This window comes from Acinetobacter sp. NIPH 298 (assembly GCF_000369505.1).
Taxonomy (GTDB): Bacteria; Pseudomonadota; Gammaproteobacteria; order Pseudomonadales; family Moraxellaceae; genus Acinetobacter.
In genome coordinates, this window is sequence record NZ_KB850055.1 from 303,210 (window position 1) to 328,650 (window position 25,441).

22 protein-coding genes are annotated in these 25,441 nt (G+C 40.4%); 14 read left to right on the forward strand and 8 right to left on the reverse strand.

Features of this window, described 5'->3' with window-relative positions:
• The first annotated feature begins 60 nt into the window (after nt 1-60).
• Complete coding sequence (locus F903_RS06355) at nt 61-588, forward strand: YecA/YgfB family protein (protein ID WP_004669221.1); 528 nt, start codon at nt 61-63, stop codon at nt 586-588.
• Nucleotides 589-717: 129 nt separating this feature from the next.
• On the opposite strand, the gene F903_RS06360 is transcribed toward F903_RS06355, so the two are convergent.
• Entirely contained in the window at nt 718-1,323 is a 606-nt protein-coding gene (locus tag F903_RS06360; protein ID WP_005195552.1) for a LysE family translocator, read from the reverse strand.
• Nucleotides 1,324-1,425: 102 nt separating this feature from the next.
• Here F903_RS06360 and F903_RS06365 point away from each other — a divergent pair, with 102 nt between their 5' ends.
• Nucleotides 1,426-2,301, forward strand: a complete 876-nt coding sequence (locus F903_RS06365) for a LysR family transcriptional regulator (protein ID WP_005195553.1) — start codon at nt 1,426-1,428, stop codon at nt 2,299-2,301.
• A gap of 78 nt (nt 2,302-2,379) precedes the next feature.
• On the opposite strand, the gene tmpT is transcribed toward F903_RS06365, so the two are convergent.
• The 3 genes from tmpT to F903_RS06380 all read right to left on the reverse strand — a co-directional run bounded on the left by tmpT (nt 2,380) and on the right by F903_RS06380 (nt 4,740).
• Nucleotides 2,380-3,024, reverse strand: coding sequence for a thiopurine S-methyltransferase (gene tmpT / locus F903_RS06370; RefSeq protein WP_005195554.1), 645 nt, complete (start codon nt 3,022-3,024; stop codon nt 2,380-2,382).
• Between the two features lie 28 nt (nt 3,025-3,052).
• On the reverse strand, nt 3,053-3,664 hold the full coding sequence (locus F903_RS06375) for a DedA family protein (RefSeq protein ID WP_005195555.1): 612 nt from the start codon (nt 3,662-3,664) through the stop codon (nt 3,053-3,055).
• A 143-nt stretch (nt 3,665-3,807) separates the two neighbouring features.
• A complete protein-coding gene (locus F903_RS06380; RefSeq protein WP_004669211.1) occupies nt 3,808-4,740 on the reverse strand; it encodes an oxygen-dependent tRNA uridine(34) hydroxylase TrhO in 933 nt (310 codons plus the stop codon).
• A 110-nt stretch (nt 4,741-4,850) separates the two neighbouring features.
• Between F903_RS06380 and F903_RS06385 the strand changes: the two genes are divergently transcribed.
• A complete protein-coding gene (locus F903_RS06385; RefSeq protein ID WP_005195556.1) occupies nt 4,851-5,339 on the forward strand; it encodes a DUF1289 domain-containing protein in 489 nt (162 codons plus the stop codon).
• Between the two features lie 86 nt (nt 5,340-5,425).
• On the opposite strand, the gene gltA is transcribed toward F903_RS06385, so the two are convergent.
• Nucleotides 5,426-6,700 (reverse strand): citrate synthase, encoded by a 1,275-nt coding sequence (gltA, locus tag F903_RS06390; RefSeq protein WP_004669207.1) that lies wholly within the window; start codon nt 6,698-6,700, stop codon nt 5,426-5,428.
• A 902-nt stretch (nt 6,701-7,602) separates the two neighbouring features.
• Here gltA and sdhC point away from each other — a divergent pair.
• The 9 genes from sdhC (at nt 7,603) to sucD (ending at nt 19,494) form a co-directional block, all read left to right on the forward strand.
• Complete coding sequence (gene sdhC / locus F903_RS06395; RefSeq protein ID WP_051064201.1) at nt 7,603-8,004, forward strand: succinate dehydrogenase, cytochrome b556 subunit; 402 nt, start codon at nt 7,603-7,605, stop codon at nt 8,002-8,004.
• Nucleotides 8,004-8,369 (forward strand): succinate dehydrogenase, hydrophobic membrane anchor protein, encoded by a 366-nt coding sequence (gene sdhD / locus F903_RS06400; RefSeq protein ID WP_004669203.1) that lies wholly within the window; start codon nt 8,004-8,006, stop codon nt 8,367-8,369. Before sdhC ends, sdhD begins: the two co-directional genes overlap by 1 nt.
• Nucleotides 8,370-8,378: 9 nt before the next feature.
• Complete coding sequence (sdhA, locus tag F903_RS06405; RefSeq protein WP_034594936.1) at nt 8,379-10,274, forward strand: succinate dehydrogenase flavoprotein subunit; 1,896 nt, start codon at nt 8,379-8,381, stop codon at nt 10,272-10,274.
• A gap of 14 nt (nt 10,275-10,288) precedes the next feature.
• The gene (locus tag F903_RS06410; RefSeq protein ID WP_004669199.1) at nt 10,289-10,999 is read left to right on the forward strand and encodes a succinate dehydrogenase iron-sulfur subunit; all 711 of its coding nucleotides are present in this window, start codon (nt 10,289-10,291) and stop codon (nt 10,997-10,999) included.
• A gap of 725 nt (nt 11,000-11,724) precedes the next feature.
• A complete protein-coding gene (locus F903_RS06420) occupies nt 11,725-14,565 on the forward strand; it encodes a 2-oxoglutarate dehydrogenase E1 component (RefSeq protein WP_005195561.1) in 2,841 nt (946 codons plus the stop codon).
• Nucleotides 14,565-15,758 carry a 2-oxoglutarate dehydrogenase complex dihydrolipoyllysine-residue succinyltransferase gene (odhB, locus tag F903_RS06425; RefSeq protein WP_004669195.1) on the forward strand — a complete coding sequence of 398 codons (1,194 nt, stop codon included), beginning with the start codon at nt 14,565-14,567 and terminating at the stop codon, nt 15,756-15,758. The genes F903_RS06420 and odhB overlap by 1 nt, the downstream gene beginning before the upstream one ends.
• A 96-nt stretch (nt 15,759-15,854) precedes the next feature.
• A complete protein-coding gene (lpdA, locus tag F903_RS06430; protein ID WP_005195563.1) occupies nt 15,855-17,288 on the forward strand; it encodes a dihydrolipoyl dehydrogenase in 1,434 nt (477 codons plus the stop codon).
• A gap of 136 nt (nt 17,289-17,424) precedes the next feature.
• The gene (gene sucC, locus F903_RS06435; protein ID WP_004669191.1) at nt 17,425-18,591 is read left to right on the forward strand and encodes an ADP-forming succinate--CoA ligase subunit beta; all 1,167 of its coding nucleotides are present in this window, start codon (nt 17,425-17,427) and stop codon (nt 18,589-18,591) included.
• Between the two features lie 12 nt (nt 18,592-18,603).
• A complete protein-coding gene (gene sucD, locus F903_RS06440; protein WP_005195566.1) occupies nt 18,604-19,494 on the forward strand; it encodes a succinate--CoA ligase subunit alpha in 891 nt (296 codons plus the stop codon).
• A gap of 72 nt (nt 19,495-19,566) precedes the next feature.
• Here the strand turns inward: sucD and F903_RS06445 are convergent, their stop codons facing one another.
• The 3 genes from F903_RS06445 to trpS form a co-directional block, all read right to left on the reverse strand.
• Complete coding sequence (locus F903_RS06445; RefSeq protein WP_005195573.1) at nt 19,567-21,276, reverse strand: flotillin family protein; 1,710 nt, start codon at nt 21,274-21,276, stop codon at nt 19,567-19,569.
• A gap of 32 nt (nt 21,277-21,308) precedes the next feature.
• The gene (locus F903_RS06450) at nt 21,309-21,953 is read right to left on the reverse strand and encodes a YqiJ family protein (RefSeq protein WP_005195575.1); all 645 of its coding nucleotides are present in this window, start codon (nt 21,951-21,953) and stop codon (nt 21,309-21,311) included.
• 416 nt (nt 21,954-22,369) lie between these two features.
• Nucleotides 22,370-23,383 carry a tryptophan--tRNA ligase gene (trpS, locus tag F903_RS06455; protein ID WP_005195577.1) on the reverse strand — a complete coding sequence of 338 codons (1,014 nt, stop codon included), beginning with the start codon at nt 23,381-23,383 and terminating at the stop codon, nt 22,370-22,372.
• Nucleotides 23,384-23,547: 164 nt separating this feature from the next.
• On the opposite strand from trpS, the gene F903_RS06460 reads away from it, so the two are divergent.
• Together F903_RS06460 and F903_RS06465 are read left to right on the forward strand one after the other, a co-directional pair.
• Nucleotides 23,548-24,471 carry a DUF808 domain-containing protein gene (locus tag F903_RS06460; RefSeq protein ID WP_005195579.1) on the forward strand — a complete coding sequence of 308 codons (924 nt, stop codon included), beginning with the start codon at nt 23,548-23,550 and terminating at the stop codon, nt 24,469-24,471.
• Nucleotides 24,472-24,508: 37 nt separating this feature from the next.
• The gene (locus F903_RS06465; protein WP_005195581.1) at nt 24,509-25,402 is read left to right on the forward strand and encodes a KPN_02809 family neutral zinc metallopeptidase; all 894 of its coding nucleotides are present in this window, start codon (nt 24,509-24,511) and stop codon (nt 25,400-25,402) included.
• Nucleotides 25,403-25,441 lie beyond the last annotated feature (39 nt).

Consider the following 25,441-nt stretch of genomic DNA (forward strand, 5'->3'; position numbering starts at 1 on the left):
GAGACTTTATGTCCTAAAATGTTATGCTGTTGTGGATGAATTTTTAGAATTGGATAGAGAATGAGCACGTTAGATTTAGACTTATTGAGTAATTATCTTGACGGTGATCAAAACGAATACGGTCTAGATTTTGCTGCGACTCATGGCTTTTTGTGTGCGATTGCGGTCGGCCCAAAATTTGATCGTTGGTTAGATGAGTTATTCGACAGCAATCAAAAGAAAGTTCCAACTGAAGTGATTGAGCAAATCAAACTTTGGTTGGAGGCGCTTCGCCAAAATTTAGCCAATGAAGATGGAATCGAATTTCCATTTGAAATCGAAGAAGCAGATGTGGAATCGAGCTTGGGTGATTGGAGCGTTGGTTTTGTTGATGCGATGTTCTTAAATGAAGATGCTTGGTTTGCACCTGAGTTCGAAGAGCAGTTGATTGATCTAACTTTGCCGATCATGGTGTTTAGTGGGATTGATGAAGAAGATCCACAAATGGAATCTTTCCGTCGTAATGGTCAGTTGATGGACGAATTAGCTGAAGAAATTCCAGATAATTTGAATGAGCTTTATTTAATGTACCACACGCCAGCTAAATAAGTCTCAACGATCTAAGTTTAGTCGCTTACGATCTGTGTAAAAGATTAAAACGTCCCTAGAGGACGTTTTTTTTCAACTATTGCAAGTTAAAGATAGGGTGATCATTGAGTGGAGTTGCTCTATTCAGCACTATAAATTTGCAAACAATAAACTCAGACCTAAAGCACTGAGTACAACACCAATAATACGATTGATTGCTACTTGTTTGGCGAAAATTTTATTTCTAATCATTTGGGTAGAGCAAAAGACAGCAATTAAACAAAACCAGAGTAAATGGCTACCAGATATAAAAATGCCATAAGCAAAAAGTCTGCTTATATTATTTTCTGAGGTCATAATTTGCGAGAAGATACTGATCACAAATAAAGTGGTTTTAGGATTAAAACTATTGGTTAAAAAGCCATGTTTGAATGCTTGTCTGCTAGTTATATCTGTACTGTTTTGATCAAAAATAACGGGTGCTTGAGTGAACGTTTTGTAGCCAATATAGACCAAATAAGCTGCACCAATGTATTGAATAATATAAATTAGGTTTGGAAGGGATTGTTGCAGAAACGTTAATCCAATTAAGCTGTAACTGATATGGACCCAAACACCGCAAGCGATTCCATAGGCAGTCCAGATTCCAGATTTTCGACCGTAGAGATAACTATTCCGCGTGACCAAGGCAAAGTCTGCACCGGGACTCATAACGGCAAGTATCGTGACCACAGTTATCGCTATTAGTTCATTCACTCATCTATTCCTGAAATATTGATTCTAAGTATCTTTATATTTTTCATATATTTGTTATATTGAAAATCGAAATTAATTCTTATTTATGTATGAGTTTTTGGAATGATAGAGCGGTTATCCTTGAATTCACTTAAGTTTTTTTATTATGTGGCGCGTTATGAAAGTATGACGATTGCTGCGGAAAAGTTATTTGTGACTCAAGGAGCGGTCAGTAAGCAGCTTAAAAATCTGGAAGATAGCTTGGGTTTTAGCTTATTTATCCGTGAAGCTAGAACGTTACGCTTAACCAGTGAAGGCGAGGTGTTGTTCGATTGCTGCCAGCAAGTTTTTCAGCACATTGATCAATGTTTGGTGCAGTTGCAAGATAAGACTAAAGCACAAAGAAATTTAGTCCTTTCGTGTGAGCCAACCCTTGCAATGAAATGGTTGATTCCACGGTTGGTGCAATTTAAACAGCTTTATCCTGAGTTTGAGGTCAGTCTTTTCACGGGTGGTGGAGCGGTCGATTTTAAGGATCAAAATATAGACTTAGCTCTTAGGCGTGATGATTTTGATTGGGGGAAGGCGATTTATAGTGAAAAAATTGCAGATGAATATATGTTGTGTGTCGCTGCAAAAAATAATTCGCAATACGCTAAGCAGATGTTTATTTCCACATCAAGACCAAGACTATGGCAACACTTTAAAGAGACTCACAAAGGACAGTATCAAGACTGCAAGAAATCCTCACTTGAGCATTTTTATTTATGTATTGAAGCTTGTTTAGCTGGATTAGGGGCTACTGTTGTATCTGCGTATATGGTTGAAAGGGAGATAAAATATCAGATGCTGGAGCTGCTTCATCCTGTATATCAGGATGGTTCTGCTTATTTTTTATTGTCGGCTCAGCCATTTGAAGATGATATGCGTAAGGTGCTGTTTCGAGACTGGTTGAGTGCTGAGATGAGAGCAAGTCAACTCAGGTTTGGTTTGAGCTAAATCTTATGATGACTTGGGTAGATCAAAAGCATTGATCGCTAAAGAGACTAATCAATGCTTTTGTGTCCGAGATAAAGTTTAATCATTCGTCGAATGTTTGCTTAGACACCAAGCATGTTCATATGCGGTGAGTTTGCCTTTTAGATTTTCAGTATTTGATGCTAATAATTTAATATCGTAATAACTTGCATAATGTGCCACTAGTTCATATTCAGGAACAGAAAAGGGTGGTCCTGCTAATAGTTTTTGATCGTAGTCTAGGCTGATAAGTAATTGTGGTGCTTGGTTTGTGATTTTTAAAAGATGTTGCGTATATGATGTGCGCATTTGATCTGGTAGTGCGATCAGTGCTGCTCGATCATAAATTGCATCAATCTTACCGATTTGGGCTGCTGTTAACGCAAAGAAATCACCGACAAAGAGGTCAATCTGAGTATGCTGAAAATGAGTCAAGTGACCTATTTTGGCTTCTTGAAAAGTGAGTCCCAAGTCTAAAATCAGATCTTGAATAGCAATCGGGCTAAGATCAATTCCGATCACATGATAGCCTTGCTCAATGAGCCAGTTTATATCTAGGCTTTTACCGCATAGAGGAACAAAAATGGTTGCGCCTTTTGCTAAATTTAAGTACGGAAAATATTTTGTAAGTAAGGTGTGAGGCTGGTTTTGATGAAAGCCGATACTGTTGGTTTTCCATTTGTTATGCCAAAAATCATGTTGCATTTTTAAAACCTCCATCTTTATTTACAATTTATCTTTTTGATAAGTAAAATTTCTTTGCCAATCGCCACAAAATATAAAAGACAGCAATGGTTAAAATGATATAACCGACGCGTTGTATGACCGCGGTCATTAATGCCTGATTTTCACTAAAATAATAACCGACACAGGCAAGAAAACTGGTCCAAATTATGGTTCCAGCAGCGCTATACGTCATGAATTTACCAAAAGGCATCTTGCTCATTCCCGCAGGAATACTAATCAGCGAGCGAACTGCTGGAATCATTCGACCAAAAAAGACAACACGATGCCCGTGCTTTTCAAACCAAGTTAAAGATTTTTCCAAGTCAGTTGTGCTTATTCTTAAATATTTGCCATAACGTGCGATGAAATTGAATAAGTGTTGCTGTGGAATCTTTCGACCAACCCAATACAACAGCATTGCGGCTAACAGTGAGCCTGCACTTCCTGCAATAATCACACCGATCAAACTCAGGTCACCTTTCGCAGCCGTGTAGCCCGCTGAGGGCATAATCACTTCTGATGGTACAGGTGGAAAAACATTATCGAGAAACATGAGAAACGCGATACCTAGATAACCTAGTTTCTCCATGATCGATAAGACCCAATCTTCTAGCCCCATAGTGCCTTTGAACGTTATTTGTGAATTTAAAGCAGCTTAATTGCGATTCGATGAATGCTCAATAAGGTATTGGTTAACCGTTTTAACAAAACAAAAAAGCCTTAGTCGGAACTAAGGCTTTTGAAATTCTGGTGTATACACGCTTATAGGCGTTTGCGTTTTGCAGCAGTAATTTGTGATTGACGCATACGGAAGCCTGCTTTTTGTTTGTCCGTTGTTTTATCAATGCAGTAAGCACATGAAACACCGTGTTCATAGCTTGATAACTCTGATTCAGCTTTGGTCAGAGGCCAACCACACGCATGACATTTGATGTTTTCACCTTCTTCAACACCGTGCGTCACCGCAGTTCGACCATCAAAGACAAAGCATTCACCTTCCCAAAGACTTTCTTCGGCAGGGGTTTCTTCGAGGTATTTTAAAATACCACCTTTAAGGTGGTAAACCTCGTTAAACCCTTCTTGTAAGAGTAGGGAGGTTGATTTCTCACAACGAATACCACCTGTACAGAACATGGCAATTTTTTTGTCTTTATGCTGCTCAAGGTTTTGTTTTACGTAGTCTGGAAATTCACGGAAAGATTCAGTTTTAGGATCAACTGCACCCTTAAATGTACCTGCTTTATATTCGTAGTCATTGCGTGTATCAATTAAGATCACATCATCACGCGCAATCAGTTCGTTCCATTCTTTTGGGTCAAGATAGTGACCCACTAAATCACGTGGTTTAACTTCTACGCCTAAAGTCACAATTTCATTTTTAAGTTTGATTTTCATTTTACGGAATGGTTTGTCAGAGCTATGAGACTCTTTGTATTCCATTGACGTAAAACCTTCATCTAGTAAAAAACGATGAATTGTATCAATTGCTGCACGATCACCTGCAACTGTGCCATTAATTCCTTCTGAAGCTACAATCAGAGTTCCACACAAATTGATACGATTCACTAAGTCTAAAAGACGTTGTTGCAGATCAGCTGCATCTGAAACTTCTTTAAATTGATATAGTGCCGCAACAACCCAATTTGTGGTCGCTTGCTGTTCTACAGGTGCAAGCTGTTCTACAGTAGCGTTCATGGATAACTCCAAATGTATTAAGATAGGAAAATTAAGGCGCACATTTTAGCGCGAAATCTGAAAATAAGCGAGAAAACCATAAAATTAATATGGTTTTATAGGAGTTGGTTTTGAGTAGTGATCGTCGAATTCCATCATTGACTCCATGTGCAGGGCGTTGTTCAACGGTGTTTGGTGATTTGGTTTGTCGTGGTTGTCGCCGTTTTAATCATGAAGTCATTCAATGGAATACATATAACCCAGAACAAAGATTGGCGGTGTGGCGGCGCTTAGATGCGCAGCTAGACCAAATTTTGGTTCCGTTGTTGCCCAATGCTGATCTCCAGCATGTTGAAGGTTTTATTCATAGTCGGCATATCCGCATACTAGACACCGCGAGCCGAGGGCGTAAGCTTTATCATGCCCTAAAGCTTTGTGAAAAAAATAAACAACTTGCCCATGATAGTGGTTTGGGTGTGACTGATAAGCAAGTAAAGCCGATCTGGGATGAGTTTGAGCGTCGTGTATTGGCTTTGGCTAAGGCGAGTTATGAATTGGCATGGTTACGGGCAAATGGTATTAGCCATAATTTGATGCGTTTATTGGAAGATGATGATTGATGCGTTGATTGCGGATGCTCTTTTGATTTTCAAATAAAAAAAAGCTGCCATATGGCAGCTTTTTAAACATTAACTTTGTTTTAAAATTAACGTTTGATATCGCGTTGAGTCTCGCCAGTATAAAGCTGACGTGGGCGACCGATTTTGTACGGAGATGCGTGCATTTCTAACCAGTGGCTGATCCAGCCAACGGTACGACCAAGTGCAAAAATAACAGTGAACATATCAGTTGGGATACCGATTGCTTTTAAGATAATGCCTGAGTAGAAATCGACATTTGGATAAAGCTTACGTTCAACGAAGTACGGGTCGTTCAGTGCAATTTTCTCAAGTTCCATTGCAAGAGCAAGCTGAGGATCATTGATACCAAGTGCTTCAAGAACTTCGTCACACGTTTGTTTCATGACTTTTGCACGTGGATCAAAGTTTTTATACACACGGTGACCGAAGCCCATGAGTTTAACTTCTTTGCGCTTCACTTTTTCCATGAATTCAGCAACGTTTTCTACGCTACCGATTTCATCTAACATGCGAAGTACAGCTTCGTTTGCGCCGCCGTGAGCAGGTCCCCAAAGTGCAGAAATCCCTGAAGAGATACATGCGTAAGGGTTAGCACCTGTAGAACCAGCAAGACGTACTGTAGATGTAGACGCATTTTGCTCATGGTCAGCATGAAGCGTGAAGATACGATCCATTGCTTTAGCAAGCACAGGATTTACTTTGTAATCACGGTCAGCAGGTGTTGCAAACATCATGTGTAAGAAGTTTTCTGCATAACCTAAATCATTACGTGGGTAAATGAATGGTTGACCTACTGTGTACTTGTAGCTCCAAGCTGCAAGAGTAGGGATTTTTGCAATTAAACGAATTGCGGTAATTTCGCGGTGATTAACATCTTCAATATCTAAAGCGTTGTGATAGAACGCAGATAAAGCACCAACAACACCAACCATGATCGCCATAGGGTGAGCATCACGACGGAAACCATTAAAGAAACGGCTAACTTGATCGTGAACCATCGTATGGTTGCGCACTTTAGCGTCAAATTCTGCTTTTTGTTCAGCAGTTGGAAGCTCACCATTTAACAATAAGTAGCAAGTTTCTAAGTAGTCTGCTTGAGTCGCTAATTGATCAATTGGATAGCCACGGTGTAATAACACACCTTTGTCACCATCAATGAATGTGATCTTAGATTCGCAAGCAGCTGTCGCCATAAAACCAGGATCGAAAGTAAAGTGACCCGATGCCAATACATCTTTAACGTCAATTACATCTGGGCCCAATGTGCCGCTGTAAATTGGTAATTCAATTTCTTTGCCATCAAGCTGTAATACGGCTTTTTTGCCAGTTGCTGCAGACATTCAATAGATCTCCTGTCCTGGTGAATGATTATCTGACTCGAAATCCTAATCTTGTCATGTGCGAATCAGACGGTGTCAAAATTTGCTATAAGATTAGTGGCTACTAAAATTTTGTCAATTATACTTAGGGATAAAAAATGACGTTGCTACAGTCAATTAGTCATTCAGTATCAAAGGAAAAACTGAGTAAAATCACAGCACCGGTCGAGTATAATATGTCAAATCATGTTTCAGGTGCATAAAAAAAATGAAGCATCAGTACAATTGTAAGTAAATTTTTATTTCGGCAATATTTTGGTGCTTATAAAATAAAGACTTAGAATAATTCAAAATCCTATATACCTCGTGGCTTAGAGCTGAATAGTCATTGAAAAAATACTGGAAATGTGTATTCATTTTGGAATAATTGATTCATTGTGGTGCGCTTGTTTGTATAAAAAAAACTCACTTCTTTTTTGTATGAGATCGCAAGGAATAGATTATTGATTATTCATATTTAATATATAAATGGGGGGTATTATTTTTGACAATATTTATAACGGTGTGATTTGCACTGAATTTACGCTAAAAACGTGTATTTTTTATGAAATAAACAAGAAAAAATCAATGGAAGTGAAAAATATTTATAAATAATCCCTTGTTATTTTTATCTTTAAAAAACATGTGGATATCTTATTTTTATTTGGTGGTTTATCATTGTTATTGTCGCTCCACTCGTGAATGATTCTTATTTAATGGGTTTTTAGACTAAAGCGAAATCTGATTGTTTGTATTTTGATATTTCACGTCTTATAATTCGGTGTCGTTATATATAGGTTAGGCATGTGCTGTTCTTGCCTGACAATGCCAGCTTTCCTTTGAATTAATTCAAACAAACTCCAGTTGGAGTTTCTACCTACAGGATGCCCGCTGTGAAAAGCAACAGACCTGTCAATTTGTCCATGGGTCAAGTGTTAGCGGTAAATTTACGCTCACCCGTGGCTATTGCATCAATTCTACACCGTCTATCAGGTGTAATCGTTTTCTTACTCGTCGCAGTTCTTTTATGGATTTTGGATAAATCTTTATCTTCGCCAGAAGGATTTGACTACGTTAAAAATGTCGTTTTCGGAAATATCTGTGTACGTTTTATCGTATGGGTATTTGTAGCCGGCCTAATTTTCCACTTCATCGCAGGGATCAAGCATTTGCTTGCTGATGTCGGTTTTGCTGAAGAGTTACAAAGTGGTCGTATTGCAGCTACAGTTTCATTAATCTTGTCTGCGGTTTGTATTGTCGCAGCCTTCGTATGGATTATGTTCTGATGAAAAGTGCTACAGGTTTAACAGGTTCAGGTTCTCGCGATTGGTACATCCAGCGTGTTAGTGCTGTGGTGTTGGCTGCTTATACTGTTGTTATATTCGGTTGGATCCTTTGCAATAGCGGATTCGGTTATGAACAGTGGGCTGGCTTTATGTTGACTTTGCCAATGAAGATTTTTTCTTTATTAGCAGTGTTATCACTGGTTGCACACGCTTGGATTGGTATGTGGCAAGTCTTTACTGATTATGTAACGACTCGTCAAATGGGTCCTTCGGCTTCAGGTTTACGCCTTGTGCTCACTACTGCTGTGATTATTTCAGTATTCGTGTACGCAATCTGGGGTATCCAGATTTTCTGGGCAAATTGATAGGAAGAGATCATGGCAACTACCCCTAAAGAAAATTATTCAAACATCCAAACCCTATCATTTGACGCAGTTATCGTCGGTGGTGGTGGTTCTGGTATGCGTGCTGCTTACCAACTTGCTCAAGCGGGTTTAAAAGTTGCGGTATTGACCAAAGTATTCCCAACACGTTCGCATACGGTTGCTGCTCAAGGTGGTATTGGTGCGTCGCTAGGTAACATGCAGGAAGATAACTGGCACTATCACTTTTATGACACGGTTAAAGGTTCTGACTGGTTGGGTGATCAGGACGCAATCGAGTTTATGACGCGTGAAGCACCGAAAGTTGTTTATGAGCTTGAACACTTAGGTATGCCTTTTGACCGTAATGAAGATGGTACGATCTACCAGCGTCCATTTGGTGGTCACTCTGCAAATTACGGTGAAAAAGCTGTTCCACGTGCTTGTGCTGCTGCTGACCGTACTGGTCATGCATTGCTTCATACTTTGTATCAAAGCAACGTGAAAATGGGGACTCAGTTTTACGTTGAATGGATTGCATTAGATTTAATCCGTAACGAAGCAGGCGACGTACTTGGTGTGACAGCGATTGACCAAGAAACAGGTAATATTGCTGTGTTCCAAGCCAAAGCAACATTATTTGCTACTGGTGGTGCAGGTCGTGTTTATCGCGCATCTACCAATGCTTATATCAATACTGGTGACGGTCTTGGTATGGCGGCGCGTGCAGGTATTCCATTACAAGATATGGAATTCTGGCAGTTCCACCCAACAGGTGTTGCGGGCGCGGGCGTATTGTTGACTGAAGGTTGTCGTGGTGAAGGTGGTATCCTTCGTAACAAAGACGGCGAACCATTTATGGAACGTTATGCTCCGACTTTAAAAGATTTGGCACCACGTGACTTCGTATCACGTTCTATGGACCAAGAAATTAAAGAAGGTCGTGGCTGTGGTCCTAAAGCGGATTATATCTTATTGGATATGACGCATTTGGGTGCTGAGACGATTATGAAGCGTCTACCATCTGTATTTGAGATTGGTAAGAAGTTTGCAAACGTTGACTGTACCAAAGAGCCAATTCCTGTTGTACCAACAATCCATTATCAAATGGGTGGTATTCCTACCAATATTCATGGTCAAGTGGTTGTACCGCATGGCGTGGAAGAAGGTGAGTTTTCTGCACATTATGATAAAGATTCGAAAGAATATACCTATAAAGGTACGCGTGATTATGTAAAACCTGTTAAAGGCTTTTACGCAATTGGCGAATGTTCTTGTGTGTCTGTACATGGTGCAAACCGTTTAGGTACGAACTCATTGCTTGATCTTGTTGTGTTTGGTAAAGCAGCGGGTGAACATATCATTGACTATGTGACTAAACATCATGGCGATGACTATGCTCCACTTCCAACAGATGTATTGGAAAATACATTGGCGCGTGTGCGTAAATTGGATGAATCTGCTACGGGTGAAAATGCACAAGAAGTTGCAGATGTTATTCGTGACATCGTACAAGACCATGCTGGTGTATTCCGTACTCAAGCGTTGCTTGACAAAGGCGTGAAAGAAATTCTTGCGATTGAATCACGTGTGCGTAACATTCATTTAAAAGACAAATCTAAAGTATTTAACACAGCGCGTGTTGAAGCATTAGAAGTTGAAAATTTATATGAAGTTGCAAAAGCAACCTTGATTTCTGCTGCTGCTCGTAAAGAGTGTCGTGGTGCGCATACCGTTGTTGATTATGAATTAGCACCTGATCACCCGACTTATTCTTATGGTCGTCGTGATGATGAGTGGATGAAACATACGTTATGGTATTCAGTAGACAATCGTCTTGAATATAAGCCAGTACGTTTCAAGCCATTGACGGTTGAAGCAATTGAACCTAAGCCACGTACATTCTAATTGGGAGAACAAAGATGAGTAGAGGCACTCGTACATTCGAAATCTACCGCTATGATCCTGATAAGGATAAAGCGCCGTACATGCAAACTTATAAACTTGAGTTAACCGATAAGCACCGTATGTTGCTTGATGCGTTACTTGCGTTGAAAGTGCAGGATGAGACATTAACATTCCGCCGTTCATGCCGTGAAGGTATTTGTGGTTCGGATGGTGTGAACATCAATGGTAAAAATGGTTTGGCTTGTTTGTGGAACCTGAACGACTTACCAGAGAAGATTGTGATTCGTCCTTTACCTGGTTTGCCAGTCGTAAAAGACTTGGTCGTAGATATGAACCAGTTCTATGACCAATATAACAAGATTCACCCATTCTTGATCAATGATCAACCTGCGCCAGCTAAAGAGCGTTTACAGTCTCAGTCAGAGCGTGAACATTTAGATGGTTTGTATGAATGTATTCTTTGTGCATGTTGTTCAACAGCATGCCCATCATTCTGGTGGAACCCTGACAAGTTCCTTGGACCATCAGCTTTGTTAAATGCATATCGTTTTATCATTGACTCTCGTGATACAGCGACACAAGAACGTTTGGCTCGTTTAGATGATCCATTCAGCTTGTTCCGTTGTAAGGGCATCATGAACTGTGTATCGGTATGTCCTAAAGGGCTAAACCCGACGAAGGCAATTGGTCACATTCGTAATATGTTGTTAGATCAAGCGGGTTAATTTCGCTTTCTAACGCAAAAACGGAAGTTTCGAAAGGAGCTTCCGTTTTTTGTTTATTGAGGTTTTGCTTCTAAAAATTGTAGGTGAATAAGTCCCTGAATGTGTTAATTAGATATATAAGTCATATTGTTAAGCTTAATAATAAAAATGGATATGTGGTGATGTGGCTTATTTTTAAACACTGTGCGTGATGTTTGTGCAAGAATTGTAGCGTTTGTTAAACTTTGGTCGATAAAAGCGCAACTTTTATAAAAAGGGCGGTATATTAGAGCATAATTTGATGTATGTATTTCGCTGCTTTATGGATGGTATGTGTCAAAAAAATCAATCCCCGCTTGATAACATGTTAGCATTTCTGCCACAGCTAAAAGCAAAAAATAAGTTTATTCTTAGAGGTGTCTTCGGCTGATATCTCAAGCTTTTATTTTGGCTTTTTTTACTGGGGAAGTCATTTTAGAAAAGTTAAAGTTTGATTTAATTTTTCTAAAATGATTTGCAAAAAATTGCTCGATTTCATCGAGTATAAGAATGAGTTATGTGCTTTGAATTGAAAGTGCATAGCTCATTTATTACATCAAAGGAAATATTCCGGATGTGTAGTAATGATGTCTCAAGGTCGTAAGATCTTGGGCTGTAGTGTCTTGTTACCAATTTGACATTATGAATCATGGGTGCGCTTAAAAGGCAACCCGTAATATTTTTTGCAATAGGAAATGGGTCCAAAAATGCAAGAAGTTGCTGACGCGCTGCGTCTTGACACTGAACTTTCTGCTGATAGTGCAGCGTATATTGAAGATCTTTACGAGCTGTACCTATCATCTCCAACCTTAGTCTCTGAGGATTGGCGTGAATATTTTGATAAATATCCTAAAGGTGATCAGCCACACGGTAATGTGCGTGAACAGTTCCTTTTATTAGGACGTAATGCCAATCGTGTGCAACCTATGGTACAAAGTACTGTTAGTACAGAGCACGAGCGTCGTCAAATTGGTGTTTTACAACTCATCGCTGCGTACCGTAACCGTGGTCATCAAAAAGCTAAACTTGATCCATTAGGTCTTGCGAAACGCGAAGAAGTTCCTGACCTTGATTTATCTGAACATAATTTAACTAAATCTGATCTAGATACTGTATTTAATACAGGCAATCTTGCAATTGGAAAAGCAGAAGCAACATTGTCAGAAATGATTGAGGCAATGGAAGCAACTTACTGCGGTTCAATTGGTGCAGAGTATATGCATATTGTTGACACCAAAGAAAAACGTTGGATTCAACAACGTTTGGAAAGTGTTCGCGGTAAATTCCAGTTAAATGCAGAGCAGAAAAAAGCTGTACTTGAGCGCTTAACGGCAGCTGAAGGCTTGGAAAAATACCTTGGCAACAAATTCGTTGGCGCAAAGCGTTTTGGTGTGGAAGGCGGTGAGTCTTTTATTCCAATGGTCAACGAGCTGATTCAACGTGCTGGCGCAGTGGGTTGTAAAGAAGTTGTGATTGGTATGCCACACCGTGGTCGTCTCAACTTGCTTGTCAATATTATGGGTAAAAACCCAGCTGACCTTTTTGGTGAGTTTGAAGGTAAAAGCATTCATAAGAAAGGCTCTGGTGATGTGAAGTATCATCAAGGTTTCTCATCTAATGTTATGACCCCAGGTGGCGAAGTTCACCTAGCTTTAGCATTTAACCCATCCCATTTAGAAATCGTTGGTCCAGTGGTTGAAGGATCTGTACGTGCACGTCAAGTTCGTCGTAAAGATATCGGCGGTGATGACGTACTTCCATTGATTGTTCACGGTGATGCTGCATTTGCAGGTCAAGGTGTGAACATGGAAACCTTCCAAATGTCACAAACGCGTGGCTATACGGTTGGTGGTACGGTTCATATCGTGGTCAATAACCAAGTCGGTTTTACCACTTCAGATCCACGCGACACACGCTCTACAGAATACTGTACCGATGTAGCAAAAATGATTCAGGCACCTATTTTCCATGTTAATGGTGATGATCCTGAAGCCGTTATTTTTGCGACGCAAATTGCACATGATTTCCGTCATGAATTCCGTAAAGACGTGATTCTGGACTTATTCTGCTACCGTCGTCGTGGTCATAACGAAGCGGATGAGCCATCTGGTACTCAACCATTGATGTATCAAGTCATCAATAAAAAAGCGACAACTCGTACTTTATACGCAGATCAATTGGTACAAGAGAAAGTGCTTGATCGTTCGACTGCTGATCAAATGGTAGAGGATTATCGCGCTGATTTAGAGGCTGGTAATCACGTTGCCAATGCTTTAGTTCGTGAACCAAATAAACATATGTTTGTCGATTGGACACCGTATCTAGGTCACGAATATACAGATGTTTGGGATACAACTTTTAATATCGATCGTTTGAAAGAACTTGGTAAAAAGATGAATACATTACCAGAAGGTTTTGTGTTGCAACGCCAAGTGCAAAAAGTGATTGATGACCGTGTGAAAATGCAAGCTGGTGAAATGCCACTTAACTGGGGTGCTGCTGAAACTTTAGCTTACGCAACACTTTTGGATGACGGTTTCCTTGTGCGTATTACGGGTGAAGACGTAGGTCGTGGAACGTTCTCTCATCGTCATGCAAAATTACACAACCAAGTTGATGGTTCTGTATATATTCCTCTTTGTCACATCAAAGAAAATCAGCCTCGTACAGCGGTATATGATTCTTTATTGTCTGAAGAAGCTGTACTTGCATTTGAATATGGTTATTCAACCACTTTGCCAAAGAGTTTGATCGTTTGGGAAGCACAATTTGGTGATTTCGTTAACTGTGCACAAGTGGTGATTGACCAATTTATCGCTTCGGGTGAGACCAAATGGGAACGTGTATGCGGTCTTACCATGTTGTTACCTCATGGTTATGAAGGTCAAGGCCCTGAGCATTCATCTGCACGTTTAGAGCGTTTCTTACAGCTATGTGCTGAAGAAAATATGCAGGTGATGACACCAACGACTCCAGCGCAAATCTTCCATGCGTTACGTCGTCAAGCGGTTCGTCCTATTCGTAAGCCTTTGATCGTGATGTCACCGAAATCTTTATTACGTCACAAACTTGCGACTTCAACTTTAGATGAATTAGCAAATGGTGCATTCCAAACTGTGATCGATGAAGTAGATCAAATCAACAAAGCTGAAGTGACTCGCTTAGTGCTTTGTGGTGGTAAGGTTTATTACGATTTACTCGAAAAACGTCGTGAGCTTGGTTTAAACAATACTGCGATCGTTCGTATTGAACAATTGTATCCTTACCCAGAGCAGCGCTTAGCTGAAGTCATGGCTACATATCCAAACATTGAAGATCTTGTTTGGGCACAAGAAGAACCGAAGAACCAAGGCGCTTGGTTGTTCATCGTTCCTCGTTTATATGAAGACATGCTTAAATCTGGTAAACAAATTCGTATTAGCTATGCTGGTCGTGAAGCATCTGCCGCACCTGCCTGTGGCTCACCGTACTTGCATGCAAAACAACAAGCTCAGCTCGTCAATGACGCACTTGCAATTGAAGCTGAACAATCAGGAGATTCTCAATAATGGCAACCGAAATTAAAGCACCGGTATTCCCAGAGTCAGTTGCTGACGGTACGATCGCAACTTGGCACAAGAAAGTAGGTGAACCTGTATCACGTGATGAAGTGATCTGTGACATTGAAACCGATAAAGTTGTTTTAGAAGTGGTTGCTCCAGCTGACGGTAGTTTGGTTGCAATCATCAAAGACGAAGGCGAAACTGTGCTTTCTGATGAAGTCATTGCACAGTTTGAAGCTGGTGCTGTTTCTGCGGCGGCTCCTGAAGCTGCTGCACCAGCGGCTGAAGCTCCTGCTGCATCTGCGCCAGCGGCTGCATCAACTCAAGCAGTTGATCAAAACCAAGCGCCTGCGGTTCGTAAAGCATTATCTGAAACAGGTATCAATGCTGCTGATGTACAAGGTACAGGCCGTGGTGGTCGCATCACTAAAGAAGATGTTGCTGGTCATCAAGCTAAACCTGCTGCATCAGTTCAACCATTAAGCGTTGCTGTAGGCGAGCGTATCGAAAAACGTGTTCCAATGACGCGTTTACGTAAGCGTGTTGCTGAGCGTTTATTGGCTGCGACACAACAAACTGCAATGTTAACGACATTCAACGAAGTTAACATGAAGCCAATCATGGAAATGCGTAAGCAATATAAAGATGCTTTCGAAAAACGTCATGGTGCTCGTTTAGGCTTTATGTCTTTCTTTGTTAAAGCGGCGACTGAAGCACTAAAACGCTACCCAGCAGTGAATGGTTCTATTGATGGTGATGATATCGTTTATCACGGTTTCTATGACATCGGTGTTGCTGTATCGAGTGAACGTGGCTTAGTTGTTCCTGTACTTCGTGATACTGACCGTATGAACTATGCAGAAGTTGAAAACGGTATCCGTGACTACGCTTATAAAGCACGTGACGGTAAATTAGGTATCGAAGACATGACTGGTGGTACGTTCACGATCACCAATGGTGGTACTTTCGGTTCATTGCTTTCAACGCCGATTTTGAATACGCCGCAAACAGCTATTTTGGGTATGCATAAGATCCAAGAGCGTCCAATGGCGGTAAATGGTCAAGTTGAAATCTTACCAATGATGTATTTAGCACTTTCTTATGACCACCGTTTAATCGACGGTAAAGAAGCTGTAGGTTTCTTGGTAACAATCAAAGAGTTGTTAGAAGAGCCAGCTAAACTCATTCTCGATCTTTAATACATTAATTATAAATCTCCTCTAACCCCTCTTTACTAAAGAGGGGAAGTCTCCCTTTGAAAAAGGGGGATTTAGGGGGATTAATTGGAGATAAAAATGTCTCAACAGTTTGATCTTGTTGTTATTGGCGGTGGACCTGGTGGTTATGAAGCAGCGATCCGTGCTGCACAACTGGGTTTTAAAGTTGCTTGTATCGAAAAACGTATTCACAACGGTAAGCCATCTCTCGGTGGTACGTGTTTAAACGTGGGTTGTATCCCTTCTAAAGCATTACTTGATTCTTCTCACCGTTATGAAGCAACGATTCATGAACTTGCTGAACACGGTATTAGCACAGGCGAAGTTAAGTTCGATTTAGATACTTTGCTTGCTCGTAAAGACAAAGTTGTAGAACAATTGACCGGTGGTGTTGCTCAATTACTGAAAGGTAATGGTATCGAGTGGTTACAAGGTACGGGTAAATTACTTGCTGGTAAAAAAGTAGAATTTACGCCTTTCGAGGGTGATGTACAGGTTTTAGAGCCTAAGTACGTGATTCTTGCGACGGGTTCTGTCCCAGTAAATATTCCTGTAGCACCTGTTGATGAAGACTTAATCGTTGACTCGACTGGCGCATTAAAATTCCCAGAAGTTCCAAAGCGTCTGGGTGTGATTGGTGCTGGTGTGATCGGTTTAGAACTTGGTTCTGTATGGCGTCGCTTGGGTGCAGAAGTTGTTGTATTTGAAGCAATGGATACTTTCTTGCCGATGGCGGACAAAGCATTGGCGAAGGAATATCAAAAAATCTTGAAGAAACAAGATTTAGATATCCGTATCGGTGCAAAAGTATCTGGCACAGAAATTAACGGTCGCGAAGTAACCGTTAAATATAACCAAGCTGGCGAAGACAAAGAGCAAGTGTTTGACAAGCTTATCGTTTGTGTAGGCCGTAAAGCGTATGCAGAAGGTTTGTTGGCAGAAGATTCTGGTATTAAATTGACTGAACGTGGTTTGGTTGATGTCAATGATCAGTGCTTAACCTCTGTTGAAGGCGTTTATGCAATTGGTGACTTAGTTCGTGGTCCAATGCTTGCACATAAAGCAATGGAAGAGGGCGTAATGGCTGTTGAGCGTATTCACGGTCATGCTGCTCAAGTGAACTATGACACGATCATCAGCGTTATTTACACGCATCCAGAAGCAGCTTGGGTTGGTCTAACTGAAGAACAAGCCGTCGATAAAGGTCATGAAGTTAAAGCAGGTCAGTTCCCGTTTGCGGTGAATGGTCGTGCATTGGCTGCTGGTGATACTGCTGGTTTTGTTAAATTCGTTGCAGATGCCAAAACAGATCGTCTGTTAGGTATGCACGTTGTTGGTCCAAATGCATCTGATATCGTACATCAAGGTATGATTGCACTTGAATTTGTATCTTCAGTGGAAGATTTACAATTGATGACTTTTGGTCACCCAACATTCTCTGAAGTTGTACATGAAGCAGCGCTTGCTGTTGATGGTCGTGCAATCCACGCGATTCAACGTAAGCGTAAATAAATTAAAAGTGTGGTTCGCCACACTTTTTTTGAATGATGATGATCGCTTTTATACGGTGATCATTTACTCAATATGTAGCAGTCTAGTTTTAAGTACATCTAGGCTGTATCACACAAACAACATAGTAGGTAACTAAATGAACTTACATGAGTATCAAGCTAAAGCGTTATTGAAAGAATATGGTATGCCAGTACAAGAAGGTATCTTGGCAACCAATGCAGACGAAGCAGTTGCTGCATTTGAACAGCTTGGTGGTAAATTCGCAGTAATGAAAGCGCAAGTTCATGCTGGTGGCCGTGGTAAGGCTGGTGGTGTTAAAGTTGCAAAATCAAAAGAAGATGTTATCGAATTCGCTAACAACATCATTGGTACTCGTTTAGTAACGTATCAAACAGATGCAAATGGTCAACCTGTTAACAGCATTATCATTGCTGAAGACGTTTACCCAGTTGAGCGTGAGCTTTATTTGGGCGCAGTTGTAGACCGTTCTAGCCGTCGTATTACTTTCATGGCTTCTACCGAAGGTGGTGTAGAAATCGAGAAAGTTGCAGAAGAAACGCCTGAAAAAATTATCAAAGTTGAAGTTGATCCACTTGTTGGCTTACAACCATTCCAAGCGCGTGAAGTTGCGTTTGCTTTAGGTTTGAAAGACAAGCAAATTAGCCAATTTGTAAAAATTATGGCTGCTGCTTATCAAGCATTTGTAGAAAATGACTTTGCATTATTCGAAATTAACCCACTTTCAGTTCGTGAAAATGGCGATATTTTATGTGTTGATGCGAAAGTAGGTATCGATTCTAACGCGCTTTACCGTTTACCTAAGGTTGCTGCTTTACGTGACAAATCTCAAGAGAATGAGCGTGAATTAAAAGCATCTGAATTTGATCTTAACTATGTTGCTTTAGAAGGTAACATCGGTTGTATGGTGAATGGTGCTGGTCTTGCAATGGCTACAATGGACATCATTAAACTTTATGGTGGTCAGCCTGCAAACTTCCTTGACGTTGGCGGCGGCGCGACTAAAGAGCGCGTAATCGAAGCGTTCAAAATCATCCTTGCTGATACATCTGTACAAGGTGTTTTAATCAACATCTTCGGTGGTATCGTACGTTGTGACATGATTGCTGAAGCGATTATTGCAGCGGTTCAAGAAGTAAACGTAACTGTTCCAGTTGTTGTTCGTTTAGAAGGTAACAACGCTGAATTAGGTGCTAAATTACTTGATGAATCTGGTTTGAAATTAATTTCTGCGAACGGTTTATCTGATGCCGCAGAAAAAGTTGTAGCTGCAGTTAAAGCGTAAGGAGTATCAATCATGAGCGTATTAATTAATAAAGACACTAAAGTATTGGTACAAGGTTTTACTGGTAAAAACGGTACTTTCCACTCTGCACAAGCTTTAGACTACGGTACAAAAGTTGTTGGTGGTGTGACTCCGGGTAAAGGTGGTTCAACTCACCTTGACTTACCTGTATTTAACACAATGAAAGAAGCTGTACGTGAAACACATGCTGATGCAACTGTGATCTATGTACCAGCTCCATTCGTTTTAGACTCAATCATTGAAGCGGTTGATTCGGGCGTTAGCTTGATCGTTGTGATCACTGAAGGTGTTCCAACAGTCGACATGCTTAAAGCAAAACGCTACTTAGAAACTAACGGTAACGGTACGCGTTTAGTTGGTCCTAACTGCCCAGGCGTGATCACTCCAGGTGAATGTAAGATTGGTATTATGCCAGGTCACATTCATCAACCAGGTCGTATTGGTATCATCTCACGTTCAGGTACATTGACTTATGAAGCGGTTGCTCAAACAACTAAGCTTGGTTTAGGTCAGTCTACTTGTATCGGTATCGGTGGTGACCCAATCCCAGGTATGAACCAAATCGAAGCGCTTCAATTGTTCCAAGACGATCCAGATACTGATGCAATCATCATGATCGGTGAGATCGGTGGTACAGCGGAAGAAGAAGCTGCTGAATTCATTAAATCTAACGTGACTAAGCCTGTAGTAGGTTACATCGCTGGTGTAACTGCACCTAAAGGTAAGCGTATGGGTCACGCTGGTGCGATCATTTCTGGTGGTCAAGGTACTGCTGAAGAGAAATTCGCTGCATTTGAACGCGCGGGAATGGCTTACACTCGTAGCCCAGCTGAGCTTGGTTCAACAATGATGCAAGTATTGAAAGAGAAAGGTTTAGCGTAATTCGTTAGATTTTAATCTGAAAAAAACCCCAATATTTTTTATTGGGGTTTTTTATTGGAGTGAATAAATTATTTATTCAGATTTTGGCTTTAAGTTCTGAGTCAAACCATTAATATCGCCGCCTTGTAAGCCAAGTTCACTCATCAAGCTATCGATCAATGGTGCTTGAGAACGGTAGCGTAGGGCGCTATTCACGACCTGATCTGACAAAGATGCTTGGCCATTTTCAACTGTTTCGCCAGATACACCGCTTCCACCAGCAAAACCACCTAAACCATTGACCTGTAAAATTTTGATGTCATCTATATTTTCCATTGGTTTAACACTTTCACGGATAATATCTGGTAAGTGTTTAAGAAGTGCTAAGCGTACTTGCATTTCTACCTGTTCAGCAGAGAGTACGTTGGCTGCTTCATTGACAGCACGTGTACCTTCAGCATCAACTTGGTATTGTTTTTCTAAGGCTTGAGCAAGCAATATTTTTGCATCGGCTTCACCTTTTGCTTTTAAGCGTACTTTTTCAGCTTCGGCTTCTGCCCCAATACGGACTGCCTCAGCTTCATCAGCAGCGGCCTTTTTACCTGCATCAGCTGCAACGGTAATCGCAATCGCATCTTTCTCGGCAGATTGTTTTGCTGCAACCAATTCAACGGCTTTCTGACGCTCTGCGCGTTGTGTTTCACGTACAGTGATGACTTCTTCTTCTGCTTTTACTGCTTCAGCACGTGCTTTATCGGCTTGCGCTTTGGCTTCAGATTCAGCACGAGACTTTTCAGCAATGGCAATGGCGCGATCTTGCTCTGCAAGTTCAATGGTTTTCTTCTGTTCAACTTCTGCTTTTTGAATGAGCTGTGCTTTTTGAATATTTTCATTTTCAACATCACGCGCCGCGGCAATACGCTTCAATTCAACTTCACGTTCAGCAGCAATACGTGCTTCTTCAGCTTCACGTTTTTTGCCAGCTTCTTGAGACGCAATTTCAGCCGATTGTTCAGCTTTGCGAATTGAAATTTCTCGCTCTTGTTGTAGTTTTGCGTATTCTTCTTCACGTGAAATTTCAAGACGTTTACGTTCAGCTTCTAAATCTTTACTGCGAATGGCAAGATCCGTATCTTGTTCGATATCGTTACGTTTTTTACGACGGTCTTCAATGGTTTCTGTCAGCTTGGTTAAACCTTCAGCATCGAATGCATTTTGAGGATTAAAAAACTTAAAGCTGGTTTGATCCAAGCCTGTTAATGACACTGTTTCAAGCTCTAAACCATTCTTTGATAAATCTTCTGATACCACTTGCTGAACTTTTTGCACGAAGTCGACGCGTTTTTCATGTAGTTCTTCCATTGCCATTTCTGCGGCAACTGCACGTAAAGAGTCTACAAACTTACCTTCAACTAAATCTTTTAGTTCAGGTGGGGACATGGTCTTTCTACCCAGCGTCTGAGCAGCCGTTGCAATTGATTCAGCCGTTGGTTTAACGCGAACATAAAACTCAGCCATAACATCGACACGCATACGATCACGGGTAATTAAAGCTTGGTCAGCAGCACGCTTCACTTCTAAGCGTAAAGTATTCATATTTACAGGAATGATTTCATGTAAAACTGGTAGTACAATCGCACCACCATTTAAAATCACTTTTTCACCGCCCCAACCTGTACGCACAAAAGAGACTTCTTTACTTGAACGTGTATATAATCGAGCAATTACAACACCAATAAAAATCAGTACAGCAAAAATAATACCCGTAATAATTAGAATTTCAGTCAATGCTGAAGTAAGCATTTAAATACCCTCTATGTAAATAATATAAAAAATTAAGTGGCAATTGCTTGAAAGCCAATTTTGGTTCTTTGCGTTAAAATAACGTCTTGTCCTTGATGAAATATAATATCAAGTTCCGGTTCAACCAAGACATAATGTGTCTGACCAAATTGGTCTTTAACTTTCGCTTGAGCAGGGGAGTTGGGTTTTGCTTCACCCAAAATAATCTGTGCGGTAAGTCCAATCAGTTCATCACTATGAATCGCGGTGGTTTCATCTTTTGGGATAATTTTTGCAACGAAAGCAGCGCTATAGCGCACAATAGGCATACAAAGAAACAGACATGCTGGTGCGATCAACCAAGCTGAAAAATAATGCTCAGTCAAAAGGAAAAAAATATTCTGAATAATTAAGCCAGTTAACCCATAAGCAGTTAGAAAAATGATCAGCCAAATTAATAGTGGAACTTTACCCAGACATAACCACTCTAGAAGTTGAGTAAATACGTTATTTGAATGTTCAATCGAGACATCGGCATTATTGATTTCAGTTAGGCTATCTGGTAGAAATTGTTCAAAGAAACTAGAACTGCCACCCAGTAATAATAAAATGATTTCAAGAACACCAATAAATAAACATAGCAATAATGCAATGCTAAAAATAAAATTGGATGGGTGGGTGAAGAGTTCTAAAATCATTCGCATTACTCTTATTTCTTTTTTTGAAAGAATTAATAAATTTTTATAAAAATAAAACAGTTATAAGGATAAATGTAAGTGACTTTAAATTCAACTTAAATTACGCGTTGTTGCAGGCGAAAAAAAACGCAATGATTGGGGTGATCACTGCGTTGAACAACGAATCTGTTTAAAACAGTTTCGGTTGAAAAGGAGAAATGTCATGAGATTAGTGTTTGCTAACCTACTTCGCTATATTATTTAAAAACCTGACCAGATTCATGGGTATTCGTGTTACCTACTGTTAATAGATGTTAATAAGTGACAAAAAGTGTTAGTTTTTGATTTTAAAGAAAAGTTCTTAAATTAGACTTAAATCAAGTGTTTATACAAAAAAAGCCCATTTTGTGGACTTTTTTTGTGAAAAATAAACTAAATTAGAATTTGAATAATCCTAATCCTGCTTTTACTTCATCCAGCGTTTGCTGCGTAATATCTCGGCATTTTTCAGTACCTTGTTTGAGAATATCCATGATGTAATCAGGATCTTTCTCTAGCTCTGCACGACGATCACGGATCGGGGCGATCAGCTCTTGTAAAATACCTTCTAGGCGTTTTTTCACCGCACCATCACCTAAACCACCACGACGATAATGTGCTTTTAACTCTTCTACTTCTGCTTTGTTCGGATCAAAAGCATCGAGGTAAGTGAATACAATGTTACCTTCCACTTGACCTGGATCTTCAATTCGCAAGTGATTCGGATCGGTATACATCGCGTTCACAGCTTTTTTGATGTCTTTATCTGAAGCATTTAACACGATAGTGTTGCCCAAAGACTTCGACATTTTGGCTTTACCATCGAAACCAGGTAAACGCGCCATATTTGATAATAATGCTTTGCATTCAGGCAATAGATCATGACCGATTTGGCGGTTGACACGACGAACAACTTCGTTGGTTTGCTCAATCATTGGTAGTTGGTCTTCACCGACAGGGACAACCGTTGCTTTAAATGCAGTGATATCTGCTGCTTGAGCAATTGGATAACATAAGAAACCCGCTGGAATATCGCGTTCAAAGTTACGAAGCTGAATTTCTGCTTTTACGGTTGGATTTCGCTCTAAACGCGCTACGGTAACGTAGTTGAGATAAATCATCGTGAGTTCATTGAGCGCAGGCAAACAAGACTGTACACAAATGGTGGTTTTACTTGGGTCAATACCGACCGCTAAATAATCTAACGCAACTTGCAAAATGTTATTGCGTACTTTTTCTGGATTATCAGCATTATCTGTGAGCGCTTGGGCATCTGCCAATAAAAGGTGTTGATGATGACTATCTTGTAAACCTACACGTGAACGTAATGAACCGACGAAGTGTCCGAGATGAAGTTGTCCAGTAGGGCGGTCGCCTGTCAAAATGATTGGGCGATTATCAGCATTACTCATGATATGTTCCAAGATTCAGTGATTTGATCAATATAAGATTGGGATTATTGTACGGTAAATAATTTTTTTTCGTCAGCGATTGCTTCAAATTTTTATTAAATTAATGTTGTGAATTTATTGAGTGATTCTACAATAGTAAAAATAACTACAAATTAGGAAATAAAATGGCCAGTGGTCTATTGTTATTACTCGATGATATTGCAACGGTATTAGATGATGTGGCGGTCATGAGCAAAATGGCTGCAAAAAAAACGGCAGGTGTGTTGGGAGATGATTTAGCGCTCAATGCACAACAAGTGAGTGGTGTCCGTTCTGATCGTGAATTACCCGTTGTTTGGAGTGTTGCAAAAGGGTCGTTTGTAAATAAATTAATTTTAGTCCCATTAGCGCTGTTGATTAGTGTTTTTGCCCCATGGCTAATTAACCCATTATTAATGATTGGTGGCTTATTTCTTTGTTATGAGGGCGTGGAAAAAGTAGTACACACATTCCACCATAAAAAAGCAAAAACAGCTGAAGAGGCGAATGAAAGCCTACAAGCAGTAGAGGTTGATTTAGAGAAGTTTGAAAAAGAAAAAGTAAAGGGCGCAATTCGTACTGACTTTATTTTATCTGCTGAAATTGTGGTGATTTCGTTAGGTACCGTTGCAACCGCAGCATTTATGACTAAAGTGTCAGTATTAAGTGTGATCGCTATTGCGATGACCATTGGCGTTTACGGTTTGGTCGCAATGATCGTTAAGATTGATGATTTAGGTTTATATTTAACCCAACAAGTTTCTGAATTTAAAAATAAAATAGGACGTGGATTACTCGCTTTTGCCCCGGTTTTAATGAAAACTTTATCTATTGTCGGAACGATTGCGATGTTTTTAGTCGGTGGTGGCATCATCGCACATACCATCCCTTTGCTGCATCATTTTACTGAAGAAACAGTAGATCATTTAGAACTAATCCCAAGTGTTGGCTCCATCATTGGGGCTGTAACACCGACATTGATCAATTTTGGGATCGGTTTAGTTGCTGGTGTGATTGTATTGATTGTCGTGGGTCTTATTCAAAAAGTATGGTCAAAAGCATCTGCTTAGAAAGAGATCGTCATCATTGTAAGCGTGTGAGGTGTTTATGCGTTGGAAAGGTCGTCGAGTGAGTAGCAATGTTGAAGATCGTCGTGGTGGTGGCGGAGCAAAAGCTGGTGGTATTAGTATTATAGGTTTAGTGGTTGCTTTTGTCGCTTGGAAGTTTTTTGGTGTTGATCCGCAGCAGGCTTATCAGGCAACCCAAGCAGTGACAAGTGCTCAATCTACCCAAGATGGGAGTGTGCCTCAAAACTTAACCGCTGATCAAAAAGAAGCAAGCGATTTTGTTGGAACCATTTTGGCTGATACAGAGGATACGTGGACACCTATTTTTCAGCAAATAGGAATGACTTATAAACCACCCAAGTTAGTTTTATTTAGTGGCGTGGTTCGTTCTGGTTGTGGTTCGGCACAAGCGGCTATGGGGCCATTTTACTGTCCTGCTGATCAGAAGGTTTATATTGATACCTCTTTCTTTAAAGATATGCGGCAGCAAATGGGCATTTCGGGAGAGCAAAATCAAACAGAGCTTTCTCGTCAAGATCAAGCGGGTGATTTCGCTCAAGCTTACGTAATTGCTCATGAGGTTGGACATCATATTCAAAATTTATTGGGTATTTCGAGTCAAGTGCAGCAAGCACGTGCTCAAGCGAGTCAAACTCAAGGCAATCAACTTTCAGTTCGTTTGGAGTTGCAAGCAGATTGTTTTGCTGGGATTTGGGCGCACCAAAATCATCAACGCACTCAGTTTCTAGAGCAAGGGGATATTGAAGAAGCGATGGATGCTGCCAAAAAGATAGGTGATGACTATTTACAGCGACGTGCTACAGGGCAGGTCGTACCAGATAGTTTTACCCATGGTAGCAGCGAGCAGCGTATGCATTGGTTTCAGCAAGGTTTGAAATCAGGTGATATTAATCAATGCAATACCTTTGGCTAAGTAGCTGATATTTTTCATTTGTTTCTTATTTGTACAGAG

Coding starts and splice junctions, on each gene's coding strand:
- F903_RS06355 (WP_004669221.1), top strand. CDS start 61: ATGAGCACGTTAGATTTAGACTTATTGAGTAATTATCTTGACGGTGAT.
- F903_RS06365 (WP_005195553.1), top strand. CDS start 1,426: ATGATAGAGCGGTTATCCTTGAATTCACTTAAGTTTTTTTATTATGTG.
- tmpT (WP_005195554.1), bottom strand. CDS start 3,024: ATGCAACATGATTTTTGGCATAACAAATGGAAAACCAACAGTATCGGC.
- F903_RS06375 (WP_005195555.1), bottom strand. CDS start 3,664: ATGGGGCTAGAAGATTGGGTCTTATCGATCATGGAGAAACTAGGTTAT.
- F903_RS06380 (WP_004669211.1), bottom strand. CDS start 4,740: ATGAACGCTACTGTAGAACAGCTTGCACCTGTAGAACAGCAAGCGACC.
- gltA (WP_004669207.1), bottom strand. CDS start 6,700: ATGTCTGCAGCAACTGGCAAAAAAGCCGTATTACAGCTTGATGGCAAA.
- sdhC (WP_051064201.1), top strand. CDS start 7,603: ATGCCCGCTGTGAAAAGCAACAGACCTGTCAATTTGTCCATGGGTCAA.
- sdhD (WP_004669203.1), top strand. CDS start 8,004: ATGAAAAGTGCTACAGGTTTAACAGGTTCAGGTTCTCGCGATTGGTAC.
- F903_RS06410 (WP_004669199.1), top strand. CDS start 10,289: ATGAGTAGAGGCACTCGTACATTCGAAATCTACCGCTATGATCCTGAT.
- F903_RS06420 (WP_005195561.1), top strand. CDS start 11,725: ATGCAAGAAGTTGCTGACGCGCTGCGTCTTGACACTGAACTTTCTGCT.
- odhB (WP_004669195.1), top strand. CDS start 14,565: ATGGCAACCGAAATTAAAGCACCGGTATTCCCAGAGTCAGTTGCTGAC.
- lpdA (WP_005195563.1), top strand. CDS start 15,855: ATGTCTCAACAGTTTGATCTTGTTGTTATTGGCGGTGGACCTGGTGGT.
- sucC (WP_004669191.1), top strand. CDS start 17,425: ATGAACTTACATGAGTATCAAGCTAAAGCGTTATTGAAAGAATATGGT.
- sucD (WP_005195566.1), top strand. CDS start 18,604: ATGAGCGTATTAATTAATAAAGACACTAAAGTATTGGTACAAGGTTTT.
- F903_RS06445 (WP_005195573.1), bottom strand. CDS start 21,276: ATGCTTACTTCAGCATTGACTGAAATTCTAATTATTACGGGTATTATT.
- F903_RS06450 (WP_005195575.1), bottom strand. CDS start 21,953: ATGATTTTAGAACTCTTCACCCACCCATCCAATTTTATTTTTAGCATT.
- trpS (WP_005195577.1), bottom strand. CDS start 23,383: ATGAGTAATGCTGATAATCGCCCAATCATTTTGACAGGCGACCGCCCT.
- F903_RS06460 (WP_005195579.1), top strand. CDS start 23,548: ATGGCCAGTGGTCTATTGTTATTACTCGATGATATTGCAACGGTATTA.
- F903_RS06465 (WP_005195581.1), top strand. CDS start 24,509: ATGCGTTGGAAAGGTCGTCGAGTGAGTAGCAATGTTGAAGATCGTCGT.